The sequence below is a fragment of the Actinomadura nitritigenes genome (assembly GCF_017573545.1).
Classification (GTDB): domain Bacteria; phylum Actinomycetota; class Actinomycetes; order Streptosporangiales; family Streptosporangiaceae; genus Spirillospora; species Spirillospora nitritigenes.
The window spans coordinates 79,970-99,152 of sequence record NZ_JAGEOK010000035.1 but is presented as its reverse complement, the minus strand read 5'-3'; the positions used below and the strand labels follow the sequence as shown (position 1 = coordinate 99,152).

At 73.9% G+C, this 19,183-nt stretch carries 13 protein-coding genes and 1 riboswitch; of the genes, 1 reads left to right on the top strand and 12 read right to left on the bottom strand.

The genetic code is table 11. The features are described from left to right. Positions 1 to 79: 79 nt before the first annotated feature. The 3 genes from J4557_RS39740 to J4557_RS39730 all read right to left on the bottom strand — a co-directional run bounded on the left by J4557_RS39740 (position 80) and on the right by J4557_RS39730 (position 5,836). Positions 80 to 448, bottom strand: coding sequence for a UCP033725 family protein (locus tag J4557_RS39740; protein WP_307800480.1), 369 nt, complete (start codon positions 446 to 448; stop codon positions 80 to 82). Further along, on the bottom strand, positions 445 to 4,389 hold the full coding sequence (locus J4557_RS39735; RefSeq protein ID WP_208271978.1) for an SseB family protein: 3,945 nt from the start codon (positions 4,387 to 4,389) through the stop codon (positions 445 to 447). The genes J4557_RS39740 and J4557_RS39735 overlap by 4 nt, the downstream gene beginning before the upstream one ends. 148 nt (positions 4,390 to 4,537) lie before the next feature. Further along, positions 4,538 to 5,836 carry an aminotransferase class V-fold PLP-dependent enzyme gene (locus J4557_RS39730; RefSeq protein ID WP_208271977.1) on the bottom strand — a complete coding sequence of 433 codons (1,299 nt, stop codon included), beginning with the start codon at positions 5,834 to 5,836 and terminating at the stop codon, positions 4,538 to 4,540. Positions 5,837 to 5,880: 44 nt separating this feature from the next. Further along, positions 5,881 to 5,997: riboswitch (SAM riboswitch) on the bottom strand. 49 nt (positions 5,998 to 6,046) lie between these two features. Between J4557_RS39730 and J4557_RS39725 the strand changes: the two genes are divergently transcribed. Next, complete coding sequence (locus tag J4557_RS39725) at positions 6,047 to 6,427, top strand: DUF8711 family protein (RefSeq protein ID WP_208271976.1); 381 nt, start codon at positions 6,047 to 6,049, stop codon at positions 6,425 to 6,427. 56 nt (positions 6,428 to 6,483) lie between these two features. Here J4557_RS39725 and J4557_RS39720 read toward each other — a convergent pair whose 3' ends face one another. The 9 genes from J4557_RS39720 to J4557_RS39680 form a co-directional block, all read right to left on the bottom strand. After that, on the bottom strand, positions 6,484 to 8,715 hold the full coding sequence (locus J4557_RS39720) for a transglycosylase domain-containing protein (RefSeq protein WP_208271975.1): 2,232 nt from the start codon (positions 8,713 to 8,715) through the stop codon (positions 6,484 to 6,486). A gap of 735 nt (positions 8,716 to 9,450) precedes the next feature. After that, entirely contained in the window at positions 9,451 to 10,572 is a 1,122-nt protein-coding gene (locus J4557_RS39715; RefSeq protein ID WP_208271974.1) for an FKBP-type peptidyl-prolyl cis-trans isomerase, read from the bottom strand. 186 nt (positions 10,573 to 10,758) lie between these two features. Then, positions 10,759 to 11,370 carry a class I SAM-dependent DNA methyltransferase gene (locus J4557_RS39710; protein ID WP_208271973.1) on the bottom strand — a complete coding sequence of 204 codons (612 nt, stop codon included), beginning with the start codon at positions 11,368 to 11,370 and terminating at the stop codon, positions 10,759 to 10,761. A 128-nt stretch (positions 11,371 to 11,498) separates the two neighbouring features. Further along, positions 11,499 to 12,278: a class I SAM-dependent methyltransferase gene (locus J4557_RS39705; protein WP_208271972.1), complete on the bottom strand. Its 780-nt coding sequence runs from the start codon at positions 12,276 to 12,278 to the stop codon at positions 11,499 to 11,501. 99 nt (positions 12,279 to 12,377) lie between these two features. Further along, positions 12,378 to 13,424, bottom strand: coding sequence for a hypothetical protein (locus J4557_RS39700; protein WP_208271971.1), 1,047 nt, complete (start codon positions 13,422 to 13,424; stop codon positions 12,378 to 12,380). Between the two features lie 119 nt (positions 13,425 to 13,543). After that, on the bottom strand, positions 13,544 to 14,368 hold the full coding sequence (locus tag J4557_RS39695; protein WP_243777099.1) for an SAM-dependent methyltransferase: 825 nt from the start codon (positions 14,366 to 14,368) through the stop codon (positions 13,544 to 13,546). Further along, positions 14,368 to 14,886 (bottom strand): ATP-binding protein, encoded by a 519-nt coding sequence (locus J4557_RS39690; RefSeq protein ID WP_208271969.1) that lies wholly within the window; start codon positions 14,884 to 14,886, stop codon positions 14,368 to 14,370. Before J4557_RS39690 ends, J4557_RS39695 begins: the two co-directional genes overlap by 1 nt. Before the next feature lie 316 nt (positions 14,887 to 15,202). After that, positions 15,203 to 18,061, bottom strand: coding sequence for a DUF5682 family protein (locus J4557_RS39685; RefSeq protein ID WP_208271968.1), 2,859 nt, complete (start codon positions 18,059 to 18,061; stop codon positions 15,203 to 15,205). Beyond that, positions 18,058 to 19,179: an ATP-binding protein gene (locus J4557_RS39680; RefSeq protein WP_208271967.1), complete on the bottom strand. Its 1,122-nt coding sequence runs from the start codon at positions 19,177 to 19,179 to the stop codon at positions 18,058 to 18,060. The genes J4557_RS39685 and J4557_RS39680 overlap by 4 nt, the downstream gene beginning before the upstream one ends. Between the last annotated feature and the right edge of the window lie 4 nt (positions 19,180 to 19,183).

The window sequence follows — 19,183 nt, the reverse complement described above, 5'->3', positions numbered from 1 at the left end:
CTGTGCCCGCTGCACCCGGGAGATCGTCCCAGGACTCATGCGAACACGGATGAACGGGCCAAAGCAAGCCCGGACACGCTCACATGACTTCCTCTCGGACGTCCTCTATCTCCGTCGTGGGCGCCCACGCCTGCCAAACGCCCTGGTCAATGCGTTCGAGGCCGAGCGATTCGGCCACCGGGGCACGGCCGCCGACATATTCGACGCGCAGCCACGTCTCGTGCTCGCCGACGATGACGAACCGCTCCCCGCGCCACCGGCACGTCGTCCGGACGTACCGGAGCTCCTCGACCTCCGACGCGGGGACGATCCGCCGGAACCGGCCGGGGCGCAGCTCCTCGAACCCGTCCGTCGGCCCAGGCGTGTAGAGCCGGACCTCGCCGTCGGCGCCCGGCGCGGCCTCGAAGTCGCGGCCGAGCCAGCGCGCCACGTAACCGTCCCTGATCACTGCGCCGCTCCCGCCCGGCCGTCGCGCCCGTCGGAGCCGGTGGACGCGTCGGGCCGCAGCCACGCGAGCCGGTCGGGGTCGTACATCGCGACGAACCTCTCCGAACGATCCATGCCCAGGAAGTACATCTCGGCGCCGTACGGGAGCCGGACGCTGTCCACCTTGTACTCGCGGATGGAGCCCGCGCTGCCGGGCGCGAACCCGCCCCCGACGAACGGGGGGCGCTCGATCACCCAGCCGGCGTCGCCCCAGGAGGCCATCTCCTCCGCGTCGCGCCCGCCGAACGGGATCCGGTACAGGTCCGGGCAGTACGCGGGCCACCGGATGACGTACACGCCCTCGTCCGCGGGCGAGAACGGCGTGTCCTCGTAGAGGAGCCCCAGCGCCTCGTACAGCTGGACGGGCGTCTGGAGTTCCGCGACGTCGCCCGTCGGGTGGACGAACCCGCCGACGCGGTCGTAGCCCTGCTCCAGGTACCAGCCGACGTGCCCGTGCGGGACGACCTTCTGCATGATCGTCGGCTGGGACACGCGGTCGTCGAGGTCCTCGGTCCGCGCCGGGGCCGCCGTGACGACGTCCTGCACGGTCATGTCCGCGGCGGGTTCCCGCGGCGCGGGCGGCGCGGCAGGGGCGGCCGTGCGCGCCTGGACGAGGCCGACGCGCAGGGCCCACTCGCTCAGCGCCCGCACCTGGTCGCCGCGCAGGGACGCGCCGATCCGCGTTCCCGGGTTCAGCAGCAGCGCCCAGTCGTCGCGCGGCCACGCGCCGATCAGCTCGCGGAAGTCGGCGTAGACGAACCGGGACTCCGGCAGGACCTCCCGCAGCCGGACGAGGGAGGTGAACACCCGGACGGCGGTGCCGTCGCGCAGCGCCGCGTCCCAGCGGAACTCGCTCTGCACCGGCGTCACTTCGAGCGGGGCGTCCACCGGGATGGGGACGAGGACGTTCGCGTTCAGCAGGACGCGGAGGAACGCGTCGGAGTCGCCGCCGAGGGCCGCCTCGTAGAGCTCCTGGTCGATGCGGTTCCCGGGCTCGAACTCCGCCTCCGGGGCGCCGACCGGCCGCAGCCGCCGCTCCGTCGCCTGCTGGTCGCCCGTCGCCTGCCGGTCGCCCGGCGGTTCCGTCGCGGCGGGCGGCTGCGGGGCGGACGGGTCGCTCGCCGGGCCCAGGCCGACGATCGCGTGGCCGGCGGTCACGGTGGACGCGTTGGCGCCGGGTTCCGCGTCGGCCGGTGCCGCCGCTTCGGAGGGGCTGGACGGTTCGTAGCCGTGCCGCGCCGCCGTGCCGGCTTCGGGCGCGTTACCGCCCGCCGCGTCCTGCGCGGACGGCGCGGGCTCTGCCGGCGTCTCCGCGGCGGGGGCGTGGCCGGGCAGGTGCTGCGGGCCGGTCGTCTCCGGCAGGCCGGGGCCCGCCGTCGCCGCGGGCGTCCCCGGTCCGGTGGGCGGGTAGCCGTGCGGGCCGGTGTCTCCGGGCAAGGCCGTGCTGTACGCGCCGTAGGGGGACTCTGCGGCCGGTGCCTGCGGCCCGTAGGCGGGCGCGTCGTCCCGCACGCCGGGCGGAACCGGCGGCGGCGTCGCTTCACCGGCCCCGGGCAGGCCGACCTGCGGCTGCGGGCCCGTGGCGCTGAAGCCGGGCCGCTCCGCCGGTGGCGTGGGCACGGCCACGGGGTGTCCGCCGGAGGTGGTGGACGGTGCCGTCGGCTCGTGGTCCGGCGCGCTGACCTGGGGCTGCGGGCCGGTCTGGTGCAGGCCGTCACCCGGCGCGGGCACGGGTTCCGGCGCGTTGGAGCTCGGCTGCTCGGTCGGCGGCGTCGGGCCGGTGGTGGGGTATCCGCCGGAGGTGACGGAAGGTGCCGTCGGCTCGTGGTCCGGCGCGCTGACCTGGGGCTGCGGGCCGGTCTGGTGCGGACCGTCACCCGGTGCGGGCTCCGGACCGCCGAAGGCGGGCCGCTCCGCCGGCGGGGGCGGGACGGCGGTCGAGTGACCGCCGGTCGTGACCGACGGTGCCGCCGGCGCGTGGTCCGGCGGCCCGGGGACGGCGGGGTCGGCGGCGGGAAAGGCGGGCTGCTCGGGCCCGGGAGGCGTGCCCGGCGCGGCGTGGCCGCCGGACGGCCGGGCCGCCTCGCCGGTCGGGATCGCCGGTGCGCCGGGGTCGGTCGGGACGTGGCCGGGTCGCTGCTGCGGTCCCGTGCCGGTGGAGGCCGGCACGTCGGGCGCGCCGTCGGGCATCGGGGACGCGTCCGTGGACGGGACGGCCGGAGCGACGGGAACGGCGGGGTTCTCCGGGGGAGGGGGCGTCGCGGCCGACGGCGGGGTGGCGGCCTTCTCGGGCGCGGTGCGGGGCGGCCCGCTGAGCGCGCGGACCTGCTCGCCGGGCATCGTGGCGTCGATCGGGGTGCCGGGGTTGAGGACGAGCGTCCAGTCGGCGTCGGGCCACGCGGACACGACGTCCAGCAGGCTCGGCATCACGAAGCGGGACGAGCCGATGGCCTCGTTCATCCACTTGAGGGACGTGAACAGCTGCACGGACGTGCGGCCGTGGACGGTGACGGGCCGCCACGGGAACGCCGGGTCCTCGGGCGCGATGCCCCACGGTGTGTCGGGGTCGGCGGGGACGAGGACCTGCGCGCCGAGCAGCACCTTGAAGAAGGTGTCGGTGTCGCGGCGGCGGGCGGCGTCGAAGAGGCGCTGCTCGATGTCGTTCTGCGGCTCGAACCGGTCGGTCATCCGGGCGGCGGCGCGCTGGTCGGCCCAGGTCGCGAGGCCGGGGAGCTGGGCGGCCATGACGGTGCCGCCGGCGGGCGAGCCGGAGTTGATGGCGAGGAGCCAGCCGTGGTCGGGCCAGTAGCGCAGCGCGACGGTGAACGGCAGCTTGATGTACTCGGTGCCGGTCCCGGCGGCGTGGGCGGCCTCGATGAGGCGCTCGGGGGAGGTGAAGACGGGGACGACGGTGTTGCCGTCGACCTCGCGGGTCCGCCACGGGAAGCCGGGGCGGCCGGGGCGGAGCGTGTAGTCGGTGTCGTCCGGGACGGGCAGCAGGATCTCGGTGTCCGCCATCGTCTGCAGGAACAGGTCGTGGTCGTTGTTCGCCGCGGCGCGCAGGAGTTCGCGTTCGACGTCGTTGGCGGGGTGGAACTCGGGCCGGGACGGTTCGCGGGGCGCCTCGCGGGGCAGCTCGCGGTGCTGGCCCTGCAGCTCCTCCCACGGCGACTCGTCCGGCGGTGACGGCGACGGGGGCGGTGCCGGGGGCGGCGGTGCCGGCGGCGACGCGGTCTGAGCCGGAGCGGGGGGCGCCGACGGCTCGGGGACGGGCTCGGGAGCCGGTTCCGGTGCGGGCTCCGCCACGAGGGAGGGATCCGCCACGAGGGAGGGATCCGCCACGAGGGAGGGATCCGCCACGAGGGAGGGATCCGCCACCGAGGCGGGCGGTTCAGGCGACGCCGGTGCCGACGACGCCGCCCGGGCGGGCGCGGGTGCCGGGGCGGCGGCGGACGCGAGCTCGGGGCGGCCGACCTGCGGCGGGCGGCCGTCGCCGTCGGCGACCTGCCGGACGAACCAGGCGGGCATCCGCGCCTCGATCGGCAGCGGGGTGCCGCCCGGGTGGCCGGGCGCGTCGACGGCCAGCCACCAGCGGGCGTCGGGCCAGGTCTCGGCGAGGTCGCCGAAGCGCAGCGTCATGAAGTGCCGCCAGGACGGGCCGAGACAGGCGCGCATCGCGGCGGCGGAGGTGTAGACGAGGACGTGGACGCGGCCGTCCTCCTCGTGGGTCGGCCAGGCGGGCCGCGCCCGCCCGGCGAGGACCTCGTCGACGGCGTCGTCCGGGACGGGCACCACGAGCTCGCTGCCCGCGAGGATGCGGAAGTAGCCCTCCTGGTCTCCGGCCCGTACGCTCTCCTCCAGTCGGCGTTCCAGTTCCGACGTGGGTCGCCACGCGTCGGCCACCGCCGCCACCCCCTGTTTCGTCCGTGCTCATCCCCGACCCGCCGGGTCCCGGTGGGAGATCCGGCGGGAAGTAGCGCGACTGCCTACGCTACAGGGGCGAACAGGACCAAAGGTCATAAACGTCTGTGCTCGCGAGCGAGTCCGCAGGTCAGCGCGGTGCCAGTCGCGCCAGCGCGGTGCACAGCCGGTCGATGTGCTCCTCGATGGTCCCGATCCCGAAGCTCGCGCGGACGGCCGCCCCCTCGCCGCCGCAGCCGGCGGAGTCGTCCCCGCCCAGCAGGTGCCGGACGAGCGGGTGCGCGCAGAACCTGCCGTCCCGCACGCCGATGCCGTGCTCCCCGGACAGCGTAAGCGCCACGTCGCGCGCGTTCCAGCCGGTCACGGTGAAAGACACGATTCCCACGCGCGGCGACCGGTCGCCCCACAGGGTGAGCTCGCGGACGTGGGGGAGCGCGGCGAGCCCGGCGCGCAGCCGGGCGAGGAGCCGCTCCTCGCGGGCGGCGAGCGCGTCCCAGCCCGCCGCGGCGAGGGCCTCGCAGGCGGCGGCGAGCGCGATGACGCCGAGGACGTTCGGGGTGCCGGCCTCGTGCCGCTGCTCCGCCGCCGGCGCCCACCGGACGGTGCCGCCGACGGACGCGCTGGCGCCGCCGCCCTTGAGATAAGGGTCGGCGGCGCGCAGCCAGTCGCCGCGCCCGGCGAGCACGCCCGCGCCGAACGGCGCGTACAGCTTGTGGCCGGAGAACGCGACGTAGTCCAGGCCGAGCGCGGTCATGTCGAGCGGGCGGTGCGGGACGAGCTGCGCGGCGTCCACCGCGATGCGGGCGCCGTGCCGGCGGGCGACCTGCGCCAGCTCGCGGATCGGCCACAGCTCGCCGGTGACGTTGGACGCGGCGGTGACGACGAGCAGCCGCGCGCCGACCGGGGTCGCGGCGAGCGCGCGGTCGGCGGCGTCGATCGCCTCGGCGGGCGTGGCGGGGACGGGGAGCCGCACGGGCCGCTTCCACGGCAGCAGCGACGCGTGGTGCTCGGAGTCGAACACGACGACGCTCGTCCCGGACGGGACGGCGTGCGCGAGCAGGTTCATCGCGTCGGTGGTGTTGCGGGTGAACACGACGGCGGCGCGGCGCCACGCGCCGAGGAACCCGCGGACGGTCTCGCGCGCGCTCTCGTACGCCTCCGTCGTGACCTGCGAGGCGTAGCCGGCGCCGCGGTGCACGCTGCTGTAGTAGGGCAGCGCACGGGTGACGGCCTCGTGCACCGCCTCGAGACAGGGCGCGCTGGCGGCGTAGTCGAGGTTGGCGTACGGGACGCGGCGGCCGTCGTCCAGCGGGACGGGCGCGTCCGCGCCGACGACGCGCGGGAAGGCGCGAACTTCGCGTGCGGTGCGCGACGTCTCAGCAGGCGTGAGCGGGGCGAGGGACGGTGCGGAGGCGAGCGTGGCGGGCATGCCGGTTCCTTCCGGGGTCAGGGACCCCGGGGGCGTGCCTGCGGGATCCGCGCTTGCCGGAACGCGGTGCCGCGTCCGGCCAGGTCCTCACCCGGGGCACCCCATCGCGGACGAAGGGTTGCCGGCCAGCGAGCCGGGGCTTGGCGCTGGCGCTCATGACCTAGTGCGGAAGTATATGCGGAGCCTGTGGCAGATCAAGGGGAGGGTGCGATGCGGTACCGGGTGGTTCGGGCGCTGGCCGGGGGCGTGGTGATGCTCGGCGTGTCCGGCCTGCTGGGCGCGTGCGGGGCGCTGGGAGGAAACTCCGGCCAGGTCTGCACCGACACCAAGAAGGCGTTCCAGCAGTACATCACCCAGGTCAGGAGCGTGCCGGCGGCGGAGCCCGCGCAGTGGGGCCAGGCGACGCAGCGGCTCGCGACCCGCCTCGACGCGCTGGCGAAGGAGGCCGACGACGGGGCGCTGAAGAAGGCGCTGCAGGCCGAGTCGCAGCGGCTGCGCGCGGCGGCCTCGACCGTCGGCACCGGGGACGCCTCGCAGCTCAGCGCCGTGATGAACGACACGCCGGCCCGCATCGGAAAGGCGTGCGCCTAGCGGCACGGGGCGGGACGCGAAGGGGCCCGGCGGCGAACCGCCGGGCCCCTTCGCGTTCAGTTGAACATCTGGCCGCCGGTGCCGTCGCCGGTACCGCCGCCGCCGTCGGTGCCTCCACCGCCGTCGTTGCCGCCGGTGCCGCCGCCGTCGTTGCCTCCGCCGCCGGTGCCGCCGCCGTCACCGCCGCCGGGCAGCGACGGGATGATGGTCGGCAGGTCCGTGGGCGGCTTCGGCTGGCGCGGCCCGTCCGTCCCGCCGGAGGGGCGGTGCGTCGGGCCGTCGGTGCGCGGCCCCTCGGTGCCCGGCGTGCCGCCGCCCGGCGTCGGGACGCCCCAGCCGCTGCCCGGCGTCTCCGACGGCGACCCGAACGACTTCGGGTCGTAGCCCTTGATGTCGATCGCGTCGGTCATGTACGAGCGCCAGATCTGGGTGGGCAGCTGCCCGCCGTAGGAGCCGTACCCGGGGATGTTCAGCGCCTTGTTGTCCTCGCGGAACATCGCCACGCTCGTCGCCATCTGCGGGACGAACCCGTTGAACCAGATCGCCCGGCCCTCGTCGGTGGTGCCGGTCTTGCCGGCGACGTCGCGGCCGTCGGGCAGCTGCGCGCCGGTGCCGGTGCCGCCCTGGACGACCTGCTGCATCGCGTACGTGGCGTCCCGCGCGACCTGCGCGCCGAACGCCCGGTCGCCCTTCTCGGAGAACTTGCGGGTCTGGCCCTCGTTGTCGGTCACCGACTTCACCACGTACGGCTGCCGGTACACGCCCTCGTCGGCGAACGTCGCGTACACCCCGGCCTGCTGCACCGGGTGCAGCGACACGATGCCGAGCGGGAACGACGCCGCGGCGCGCTGCTCCGGCGTCATCTGCGACGCCGAGATGCCGAGCTTCTCGGCCATCGCGGCGATCTTGTCGTTGCCGATGTCCTGGCCGAGGTTCACGTAGGCGGTGTTGACCGAGTGCTCGGTCGCGGTGACGAGGTTGATGTTCCCGAAGCTCTCGCCGCTGTCGTTCTTGATGGAGTGGCCGCCGAAGTACTGCGGGGAGCTGCCGTCATAGGTGTCGGACAGGCTCTTGCCGTCCTCCAGCGCGGCGGCCAGCGCGATCGGCTTGAAGCCCGACCCGGCCTGCGCGGTGTCGTAGAACGCGCTGCTCGCGGCCTCCGTCAGGTAGTCGCGGCCGCCGTAGAAGGCCAGCACCTGCCCGGTGGCGGGGTCGACCGACACCAGCCCGGTCCGGATCTTCTTGCTCGTCCCGGCGGGGACGTTGTTCTCCACGGCCTGCTTCGCCGCGTCCATCAGCCGCTTGTCGAACGTCGTGGTGATCTTCAGGCCGCTGCGGTTGATCTCGTCCTCGGTGTAGCCGCGCCGCTCCTCCAGCTCCTTCTTGGCCAGGTTGACCATGTAGCCCTTCTGGCCCTTGAGGACGTCGGTGATCTTCTCCTTGCCGGGCAGCGGGAACGTCATCGACGCGGCGTCGGCGGGCGTCAGCGCCCCGTCCCGGACCATGTTGTTCACCACCGCGTGCCAGCGCTGCTCGGCGTAGACGCGGTGCTGGCCGGTCGGGTCGGCGAAGTTGCTCGGCTGCTGGATCGCGGCCGCCAGGTACGCCGACTCGGCGGGCGTGAGGTCCTTGACGTCCTTGTTGTAGTAGGCGTGCGCGGCGGCCTGCACGCCGTAGGCGTCGCGGCCGAAGTAGATGGTGTTGAGGTACTGCTCGAGGATCCAGTCCTTGGACTTCTCCCGGCCCACCTTCAGGGAGACCATGATCTCCTTGAGCTTGCGGGTGACCGAGCGCTCCTTGCCGATGCCGCCGTAGTAGTTGCGGACCATCTGCTGGGTGATGGTGGAGCCGCCCTGCAGCTGCTCGCCGGTCGCGGTGGACCAGAACGCCCGCGCGGTGCCCTGGATCGACACGCCCGGGTCCTGGTAGAAGCTGCGGTTCTCGGCCGCGATGACCGCGTCGCGGGTGCTCTTCGGGATCTGGTCGAACTTCACCGCGTCCCGGTTCATGCCCGTCTTGGCGATCAGGGTCTTGCCGTCGGAGTAGTAGAACGCGGGCCCCTGCGCGAGCGCCTGCTGCTGCGGCGAGGGGACGGGCGTGAAGACGTAGGCGATCGCGAACGCCGCGACGAGGAACCCGAGGATGCCGAGCAGCGTGAACAGGATGCGCCGCAGGTACCGGACGCGGCGGCTGCGCGGCTTCTTCGGCCCCCTGCCGCCACCGCCGCCCGAGCCGCCGCCGGGGCCGCGCCCCGGCGGGCCTCCTTGCCTCGACGACGCAGCCGGCATGGTCTTGGTATCTCCGGCCGGGGAGCCGCTCACACCAGCGCTTCCGGAGCCGTCCGGATCGTCCCGCCCGGGGCGGTCGTTATCGGGGGACGCGCCCTTTTCGGTGGCCGGAGCCCCCGGTCCGGCGGCGGGGGATTGCGCGGTCGCGGCGGGCGCCGCGCTCTTCACAGCGCTCTCCGCGCGGCCCTCTGCGGGGTCCTTGTCGTTCTTCTGAGATATGTCGGTGTTAGGGGAGTTCTTCGGGTCCGGGGTGGTTTCTCCGGAGTCCACGGTGAGCGTCGCCGTCCGGGCCGCGGGGGCCTGTGCCGCGCGCCCGGCCGCCTCGTCGGGTTCCTGGTCACGGGCCTGGTCGTCGCCCTCGGCGACCGCGCGGGCCGGCTCCGGGCGCGGCGCGGAATCGTCTGATCCGCCCGCCGGAGCGGCCTTCGCACCGTCCTGGCGAAGATCGTCCGCAATGCCCGGTGCGCCGTCTTCTTGACCTTTTTCCTTGCTGCTCACAAGCCCCCCGTGATTATTGCGTTACCGACGATACCTGAGGGGATCCATGCGATGGGCCGCCCAATGCACATCCTTGGCTTCCCGATAAGAGGACGGTCAAAGCGCCCTCGGGGTTGTCGTGACGGATCTCGCACGCTCCGCGGGAACCATCGCCCCCGGTAACGCGAGCGGCGGGGACCCCCACCGGGGCCGCCCGCCGCTCGTCTCCGCCTGCGCGCCGTCACGCGGCGCGGGCGCTCACTTCTGCACCTTGGCGAGGATGTCCACCACGAACACCAGGGTGTCGGTGCCCTTGATCCCGGCCTGGGCGTTGCCGTTCTTGCCGTAGCCCTCGGCCGGCGGCAGGACCAGCAGCACCCGGCTGCCGACCTTCGCGCCGGTCAGGCCCTTGTCGAAGCCGGGGACGGTGCCGCCGGTGCCGATCGGGAACATCGCCGGCTGGCCGTTCTTCCAGCTGGAGTCGAAGACCTTGCCGTCCTTCCAGATCTGCCCCTGGTAGTTGACGACCGCGTCGTCGCCCTTGGCCAGCGCCGGGCCGGTGCCCTGGACGAGCGTCTTGACCTGCAGCTTGGACGGCGCGTCCACCTTCGGGACCGTGATCTTCGGGGCCTTGCCGGCGCCCTGGTCCTCGACCTTCGGCAGGTTCTTGTCGTCCAGCTTCTGCGGGGCGCCCTGCGGACCGGCGTTCTTCTTCACGACCGCCTGGACGTCGACGACGAAGACCACCGAGTCGTTCTTGCCGAGGCCGAGCTGCGACCCCTGGTCGCCGAAGCCCATCGACGGCGGGACCTCCACCAGCACCCGGCTGCCGGCCGACTTGCCGAGCAGGCCCTTGTCGAGGCCCTTGACGCCGCTCTTGCCGACGGTGAGGGCCTGCGCCTGCTGGCCCTGCTCGTAGGACGAGCCGATCTTCTTGCTGGTGCTCTTCTTCCGGGAGTCGTCGGCGTTGGTCTGCTTCGCCCACTGGTAGAAGGAGTACTGCACGAACATCGTGTCGCCGTCGGCGATCGCCGGGCCGCTGCCCTTGATCAGCGTCCGGGTCTTCAGCGACGTGTTCGGCGCCAGCTTCGTCGGGATCTTCACCTTCGACTCGGCCCCGAACTTGCCGGACACCTCGATCTTCGGCCCGGGCCGCGTCACGTAGTAGGTGACGCCGCCCGCGATGGCGAGCACGGCCACCACGATGCCGGCGATCGTCGCGATCCGCCGCTTGCGGGCCTGGGCCGCGGTCAGCGCGGACGGCCGGTTCAGCCCGCTGCCGCGCCCGGCGCTGATCCCGTGCGGGGTGAACTCCGGGCTGCGGATGTTCTTGGCGTTAGGGATCTTCGCCTTGACCGCCGGCTTGTCATCCTCGGCCATGGTTCCTCACTCGCTCCGGGGTCGACGACATCACGAAAGTGACCACCCTTCCAGCACCGGCCTAAGAACAGTGTGAAAACCGTGCAAAGGAGGCCGACCCGCAATCTACCGGTCACTCGCCGTGGAAGGGCGTTCCTGCCAGGGGGCCCGCCCGTAGGGGCGGTCTCCGCAGGACACAGGGACTCGTCAGGATACTGCCGCGGGGCCGCGCGCGAGCAAACGCCGCTTCTGGCCGTCCGGCAGGTCGTCCTGCTCCAGGACCGCGAAGCCCCCGTCCAGCAGCGACGCGGGCTCGCAGTCGCCGAGGCACCACTCGGCCGGCAGCGCGTCGCGGACGCGCCGCGCCTCCGCCGTGAACGCCTCCCAGGCCAGCAGTCCGCCCGGGACGACGGCCCCGGCGGCCCGCAGGAACACGGCGCGGTCCCAGAAGCCCGTGCACAGGACGAGCGCGTACGACGCCGGTGCGGGCCGGAACGACCCGAGATCGTCCTGGACGAGCGTGACCAGCTCGTCCAGGCCGCGGCGGCGCGCCTCCGCGGCGAGCCGCTCGAGCGCCACCTCGGAGACGTCCACCGCCGTGACGCGCCGTCCCGCCTCTGCGGCCAGCAGCGCCGACCCGGCCGTCCCGCACGCCAGGTCGAGGACGGGCCCGTCCGGCGGCGTCTCGGCCAGCGCCCGCACGGCCAGCGGGTGCGGCGCGAACGACGGCTCGGGCGCGCTCTCGTACTTGGCGTTCCACCGGAGCCTGTCGGGATGCCCCGCGAGCGCCGCCGGCACCCCGCCCCTACGGGATTCCATGCCACGACCCTATGCGTCGCCCCCCACCCCATCCCCGCCTCGCGTTGAGGCGCGGCGTGTTGCCGTCATGAGCGCCCCGTGACGGCGACGCCCCGTGGCGGCGACGCGCCGCGACTCGGCGGGGGAGGTCAGCGGCGTTCGGCGATCAGGAGCATGAACAGGGCCGTCGGGAAGCCCTCGCGCCACCACGGGTCGTCGCGCAGCTGCTCCGGGGTCGGATGCGGCTCGCGGAGGTCGGCGATGACGAACCCGTTGTCTCGGAGCGTTCCAGAGTAGAACTCCAGCGGACGGAGCCACGACGTGATCATCGACGGCGACTCCAGGCCGTCCACCAGGAACCGCTGGTCGACCCCGCGCGAGGCGAAGTACTGCGCGGCGGGCACGCTCTGCCTCGCGCCGTGCTCGGAGTCCTCCACGTAGAAGCACGGGTGCAGGGTCAGAGAGACCAGCCGCCCGCCGCTCTTCAGCACCCGGCCGAACTCCGCGATCGCGCGCGACGGGTCCTGTAGGTGGCTGAACAGGTGGTTGCAGACGACCAGGTCGAACCCGTCGTCCTCCACGGGCAGCGCGTCGACGCTGGCCCGGGTGAACGACAGCGAGCCCGCGCCCCCGGCCGGCACCGCGGTGCCGGCCACGTCCCGGGCCGCGTCGATCAAACCCTGGCAGGCGTCCACGCCGACGACGTCGGCGCCCTCGGCGGCCAGCGTCCGCGCGATGTAGCCCTCGCCGCAGCCGGCGTCCAGCACCCGCAGCCCCTTGCACGGCCCGATCGCGTCCAGCATGGCGGCGTCGGTGAGCTCGGTGCGGTACCGGTCGCGGCCCTCCCTGATCACCTTCACCCAGTAGTCCGCGTTGGCCTCCCACCGCTCCCTGGTGAGATTCGCGATGGCTTCCGCCGTCTCTTCCACCGGCTCCCCATTCTCCGGCCCGCTCCCGGGCCTTTCACCTCAACGACCTGCAATGCGCGGCTCATGCGCCGCGCGGCACCCCCGAGAACGCAGCACCCGCTATGGCAGCTCTTTCAGCCGCCGCACCAGGGTGCTGCACGTCTCTCTGATCCTCCGGTCCTCGCAGTCGGCGCCGCGCAGTTCCAGCGCCCGCGTCAGCTCGGCGAGCCGCCCGCCGAAGGCCGGGTCGCGTTTCAGCGCCAGCGGAATGTACGTCGACGCCAGGTAGTACACGTAGGCGTCGTTGTAGCCGGCGATCTCCCGCAGCACCTCGTTCGCCGTGTTCCGCAGCGAAAGGGAGCTCGGCAGGGTGAAGTCGGAGCTGATCCGGCCGTCCCGCATGTAGGTCGGGAACGACCATTCCTCCAGCGCGGCGTACACCGGCGTCGCGTCCAGTTCCCTGCGGTACCGCTCGGCCAGGTCGAGGTCGCCCGAACTGATCAGCGAGCCCATCACCACGCCGCGCATCATGAACGCGGTCTGCCGGCCCGGCACCTCGAACCCGAGGTCGGCCTCCAGCGAGCCGGTCACCTTGCTGACCTGGTGGGTGAGGATGTTCAGGGCCAGGATCGAATGGAAGGAGTAGGTCTTGCGGTTCAGCCTGGGCGCCAGCTCGACCGACGACTCGACGAGCTTGGCGGGGTCGGTCAGCAGGCCGTGCCCGCGTTCGGTGGAATAGAGGGCCTCCAGCGCCGTGTCGGGCTCGCGGCCCCAGAACCGCGCGATGAACGACGACGTCCGCTGGTTCGCCTCGCCCCGGACGATCCGCAGCCCCGCCTCCAGCGCGTTCAGCAGCAGCTGCTGCGGGACGGCGGACCCGTCGAGCGCGTCCAGATCGACGGCCAGGCCCTCCGCGCCGAGGTCGGAGACGAGCCCGTCCAGCCGTTTGCGGATCGCGTGCGCCCTGGAGTACTCCGCGATTCCCGGAATGGACGCCATCAGGCTCTGCAGGGACCGCCCGCTGACCCGGTCGAGCCATTCCGCGTTGTCCCAGAGCCGGAAGACCGTGCTCTCGTCGAGCCCCGAGAACGCGGCCACGTCCGACATGTTCAAGCCCATGTCCCGGGTGATCTCCGAGAGGGACTTCGGCTCGCCGTCCGCTGTCATCACTCGCCCCAGAGCCGCCGGTCGCCGACGCTCCGATCGTAGCGAAACGCGCGGCGGCGGGACCGGTTCGCGGGGATGTGCGGCCGCCTCGTGATCGAGGGTGGAGAGCATCGCGGAGGTCAGCCCGGCTTGCGCCCGACGAAGCCGGCGAGCGGCAGCGGACCGTCTAGGTCCGCGGTGTCCGCGAGCGGCAGCGCCGCCGGGTACGGGCCGGCCGGCTCCAGCGGCGCGCAGATCTCCGCGATCTCCGCGCGGTCCCGCGGCGTGAACGCCAGCCCGGCGCCGCGGGCCGTCTCCGCCAGCGACTCCAGCTGCGGCGTCCGCTCGGTGTGCGTGATGACCATGTGGCTCCCGGCGGGCAGGCCGCCGAGCAGCGTCCGGACGATCCCGCGCGGGTCCTCGGCGTCCGTCACGAAGTCCAGCACGCCGAGCAGCAGAAGCGCGACCGGCCGGCCGAAGTCGATCAGCCGGCGCAGCCCCGGATGGCCGAGCAGCGCCGCCGGGACCCGGACGTCCCCGCCGAACGCGCCGGTGCCGCGCTCGGCCGCCAGCAGTGCCCGCGCGTGCACGAGGACGAGGGGGTCGTTGTCGATGTAGGCGATCCGGCAGGACGGCTCGACGCGGCGGACGATGTCGCCGACGTTGCGCCGCGCCGGCAGCCCGCAGCCCACGTCGACGAACTGCCGCAGCCCGGACTCGGCGAGCCGCGCGGCGGCATGCTCCAGGAAGCCCCTGTTCACCTGGGCGAGCCGCGCGACGACCGGTGCCCGGTCCAGGGCCCGGTCCGCCATCTCCCGGTCGATCGCGTAGTTGTCCTTGCCGCCGAGGAAGTAGTCGTACATCCGGGCGACGCTGGGAGCGCGTAGGAACGTGGACGCGGCGCCGGCCGGCCCGCCGGCGGAGGACTCCTCCCACCGGCTCAGGCTCGGCACCGGTCCCGGCATCACGGGCGCCTCCACCGCTCCCCTACGGGCACCCCGAACCAGGTCGTGACCGTCCCGTTGCGGTTGCGGTGGGCTCCCTGGTCGGCGGCGAGCGCCTGCATCAGCACCCGTCCCCGGCCACCGCCGGGAAGCTGGTCGTCCGGCGGCCGGGGCGGCCCCGGCGGGACGCCGCCCTCGGTGATCTCCACCCGGACGAACCGGTCCAGGTGCACCACCGTCACGGTCACGGTGCCGTCCCGGCGCGGCCGCGGCCGCAGGACCGACTCCGTCATGGCCTCGCTGGTCAGCAGTTCGAGGTCGGCCAGCTCGGCCCGGCCCGCGCCGAAGTACTGCCCGACCAGCTCCCGGACGTAGCTCCGGGCGATCCGGACGGCGGCGGGAGTGGCGGCGAGGTCGATCTCGCCGAGCAGCCGGCCGGCGGCCGTGCCGTTGCGGGCGGCGGTGCTCCCGAGCTCCAGCGAGGGCGCGGGGGAGAGGGCCGGAAGGAGCGCGGGCGTCCCCGCGTCGGTTGCGTTCATGGCGGCGGCGGTCTCACGTCTCCGTGTCGGGCTGTAAGCGAACATGTGCTCTCGGCCTGGTGTGGAGTCGGCTGTGGACGTGGGGCGCGCGAGCGGCCACGGCCTTCGAGCGCCATGGCGCGGCTCACACGACAGACACTCTTACGCACGGAGCAGGAGTCAGTCACCGTCGCTTGCGCGCGTGCAAGGGCCCTCCGGCACGCTGCGGGCCGTCACCGTCCGTCCAAGATCCGCCACGTCACGGCGGGTGCGGAGGCCCTGTCAGGACGCCGCGGCGGCGGGGCGGGCCGCATCGCCCGCCCCGCCGCCGGCCCGCTCAACGGGACGCGGCGCCCGCCGGCGTGAGCAGCCCGGCGACCGCATGGGCGGCCTGCGGATGGCGCTCCAGGAGGCCGCGCACCTCGCCGGCGCCGGCCTCGCCGCCGTTGATCGCGGCGGGCGCGTCCCACTCCACCGGGTGGCCGAGCAGCGCGGCCACGGCCTCGCACGCCGGCGGGTGCGCGGCGAGCAGGTCCGCGACCGGGCCGGACGCGGCGGGAGCGGCGGACGGCGCCGGTGCCGCCGCCGGCTCCCACGGCGGCGTCCACGCGTCCAGCGCCGGAAGCGACGCCGGGAACGTCCGCGCCGCCTCCCGCACCAGCGTCGGCACCAGCTCCCGGGCGTGCTCCCGCAGCGTCGCGACCAGGTTCGGCAGCCACGGCAGCAGCACCGCGTCCGGCAGCCGCCCGAACGCCTTCGACATCGCCTCCACCACCAGCGGCGCCAGCGCCGGCGCCGGGTCCAGCGCCTGCACGAACCCGCTCATGTACAGCGGGAACGACGGCACCACCAGCGGGTTCGCGAGCAGCGCGTCGCAGCGGGAGCGCAGCTCGTCCCGCGTCATCAGGCCGAGCTGCGCCTTCGCCGCCCACAGCAGCGCCACCTTCGCGGGCGCCTCCGGATGCGACTGCCGGACCGCCAGCTCCAGCTGCGCGTGGTCGCAGCCCAGCGACAGCGCCAGGCTCTCCATCCCGAACAGGAACCCCAGCATCGCCGCGACCTGCCGGACGCCGCCCCCCTCGTCCGCGAACGCCGTCGGCAGCAGCGTGCAGTAGTGCGCGTACCCCTCCACCACGAACGCCTGGCACCAGCGCGGCAGCGCCGGCTCCGACGCCCGGTAGTGCGCGAGCAGCCGCCGGATCCGCCGCACCACCTCGGGCGCCTCGTCCACGGTCCGCTCGGCGGCCAGCAGCTCCACCGCGCGGGCGCCGAGCTCGTCGGCGAACCGGCCGCCGCCCAGGTAGAGGATCGCGTCCTCGACCGCCTCGAGCGCCTTCACCGCCGACGCGTCCGGGCCCCACGCCGCGCGCCGCAGCCGCTGCTCCAGCACCTGCTCGACGCTCACGCCCTCGTAGCCGAGCTCGACCAGCGCCCGCTGGTGCCGGCCGATCGCGAGGTCCCAGCTCTCCTGGATCGGCCGGTCGCCCAGCTCCCGCGACCCCATGATCGGCCGGACGGCGCCGTCCGGCAGCAGCCGCCGCAGGATCCACAGCAGCTCCGAGCACGGCACCAGATCCGGTTCGGTGTGCAGGTCGAGCAGCGCGCGCTGCACGGTCCGCTTCTGCAGGTCCAGGCCGAGCGGCCGGAGCCGGTCGTGGACGTCGCGGGCCAGTGGCGGCAGCGCGTCGTAGCCGACCGCGCCGATCCGGTCGCCGCCGAGCAGGATCTCGCACAGCCGCGCCACGTCCCGGCGGCCCGGCACCCGGTCCTTCTCGATGCAGGTGACGGCCGCGTCCTGGAAGTCGTACGGGGTCGGGCGCGCCCGCCCGCGCATCCCCGCCAGCAGCACCGACGTCTCGAACACCGCGATCGCGTCGGCGGTGCTCGCCAGGTAGCCGTTGCGGCGCGCCAGCCGGACGATGTCGACGCACCAGCCGAGCAGCTCCGCCTCGTCCAGCCCGTCCAGCGCGGGCGGACCCGACAGGAACCCCGACAGCCGGTCGGCGGGCGGCTCGCCGTCCGCCGCCGTCCCCTTGACCGGCGCGCCCTTGACCGGCGCGCCCTTGACCTGGCCGCCCTTGACCGGCGCGGCCTTCCTCCCGCGCGGCGCCTGCCCCGCCTGCCCGCTGAGCCGGAACGGCTTCACGCCGCTGCGCTTGACCGCCTTCTCCCAGGTCGCCGCGGCGATCGACACCGACCCGGGCGCGAGCCCGAACTGCGCCTCGATCGCCGAGTGGCTGGACGGGATCAGCCCGTACCGCCACCGCGTCCCCGTCCGCGGCGTGATCTCGAACGGCTCCGCGTCCGAGGCGAGCCCGAACTGCTCGACGCGGCTCGCCGCGTGGAACGCCCCGCACACGTAGAGGCAGTCCGCCGGGTCGGTGCCGGTCGCGGCGAGGTGCTCGCGCATCCGCGTCCACATGTACCGCTCGCGGTCCTCGTCTCGGTCGCGCCGGCCGGCGTCCTGCGGGCGCAACCGCCGGAACAGGCTGCCGATCAGCACCATGACCTGCCGGTACGTGGCGTAGTCGGCGCCCGCCAGCGGCTGCTCGACGTACTGGTCCCACCACTCCGACCAGTGCCGCACCTTGCCGTGCCGCAGCAGGTGCTCCTCGAGCTTGGCGAAGCCGGGCCGCAGCTCGCCGATCTCGATGCCGACCGCGTCGCCGTGCAGCGCCTCCTGCGGCTCCTCGCCGTCCCCGGACGGAGGGCCGGCGCCCGGCGCGGCGTCGTCGCGCGGCTCCCACTGGAACACGTGGTCGGTGGACCGGTCGACCAGCACGATCTCCACGCCGGGCGTGTCCAGCGCGTACGCGATCGCCTGGTACTCCGCGGACGCCTCGGTGATCGGCGCGACGACGCTCAGCGGCGCCCACGCCGCCGGGAACCCCTCGACCCGGCTCGCGAACGCCTGCAGCGCGACCGGCAGCCGGCAGTTGCGCAGCTCCGCCAGCAGCGGCGCGAGGTCCTCGCACAGCTCCAGGTAGAGCACCGACGGCCGCTTGTCGCGCAGCCGCCGCGCCATCGCCAGCGCCGACGCCGGCGAGTGATGGCACACCGGGAAGATCTCCGGCTCCTCGGCCAGCGCCCGGTCCACGTCGTCGACGATCCCGGTGAGGATCCCCGCGACCGCGTCCCCGCCGAACGCGCGGGCCGCGCCCGTCAGCTGCTCCCGCAGCGGCTCGAAGACCGTCACGACAGGGTCGAGATCGCCTGGCGGCCGCCGTCGAGGAAGCCGCGCCACGGGCCGTCGCCGTCGTCGTCGCGGCTGCGCGGTTCCACCACCCCGTGCCAGAACCTGTTGAGGATCGCCAGGTCCTCCGGGCTGCGCCGGGCCAGCGACGCGACGAGCGAACTCCCGAGCGTCTCGGAGGTGAGCGTCCGGTCGCCGAAGAACCGGCTGTGCAGGATCGCGTCCTCCAGCACGCCGATCTGCTCCGCCGTCGACAGCGCCGACTCCAGCCGCTCGTCGTCGCTGGTCGCGGACGCCGCCGCCGCGCGCAGATCGGCGAAGCTCTGCAGCAGCACGTCCAGCAGCGACGGCGGCACCTCCAGCTCGATCGCGTGCCGGCGCAGCAGCTCCGACGTGCGGAACCGGACGATCTCCGCCTCGCTCCTCTTGTTCGTCACCACCGGGATGCGGACGAAGTTGAACCGCCGCTTCAGCGCGGACGACAGGTCGTTGACGCCGCGGTCCCGGCTGTTGGCCGTCGCGATGATCGAGAATCCGGGCTTGGCGAACACGATGCCGTCGGTGTCCAGCTCGGGGATCGAGACGTACTTCTCCGACAGGATCGAGATCAGCGCGTCCTGGACGTCGCTGGTGGAGCGGGTCAGCTCCTCGAACCGGCCGATCATCCCGCCCTCCATCGCCGTCATGATCGGCGAGGGGATCATCGACTCCCGGGACTGCCCCTTGGCGATGACCATGGAGACGTTCCAGGAGTACTTGATGTGGTCCTCGGTGGTGCCCGCGGTGCCCTGCACGACCAGCGTCGAGTTCCGGCAGATCGCCGCGGCCAGCAGCTCGGCGAGCCAGCTCTTCCCGGTGCCGGGGTCGCCGATCAGCAGCAGGCCCCGGTCGGACGCCAGCGTCACGATGCTCCGCTCGACGAAGCTCCGGTCGCCGAACCACTTCTGCGGGATCTCCCGGTCCAGGCCGTCGGCGCGCTCGGACCCGAGGACGAACAGCCGCACCATCCGCGGGCTCAGCCGCCACGAGAACGGCTTCGGGCCGTCGTCGACCGATTCGAGGTAGTCCAGCTCCTCGGCGTACTTGACCTCGGCCGGGGCGCGCAGCATGTCGTCGGTCATCGCT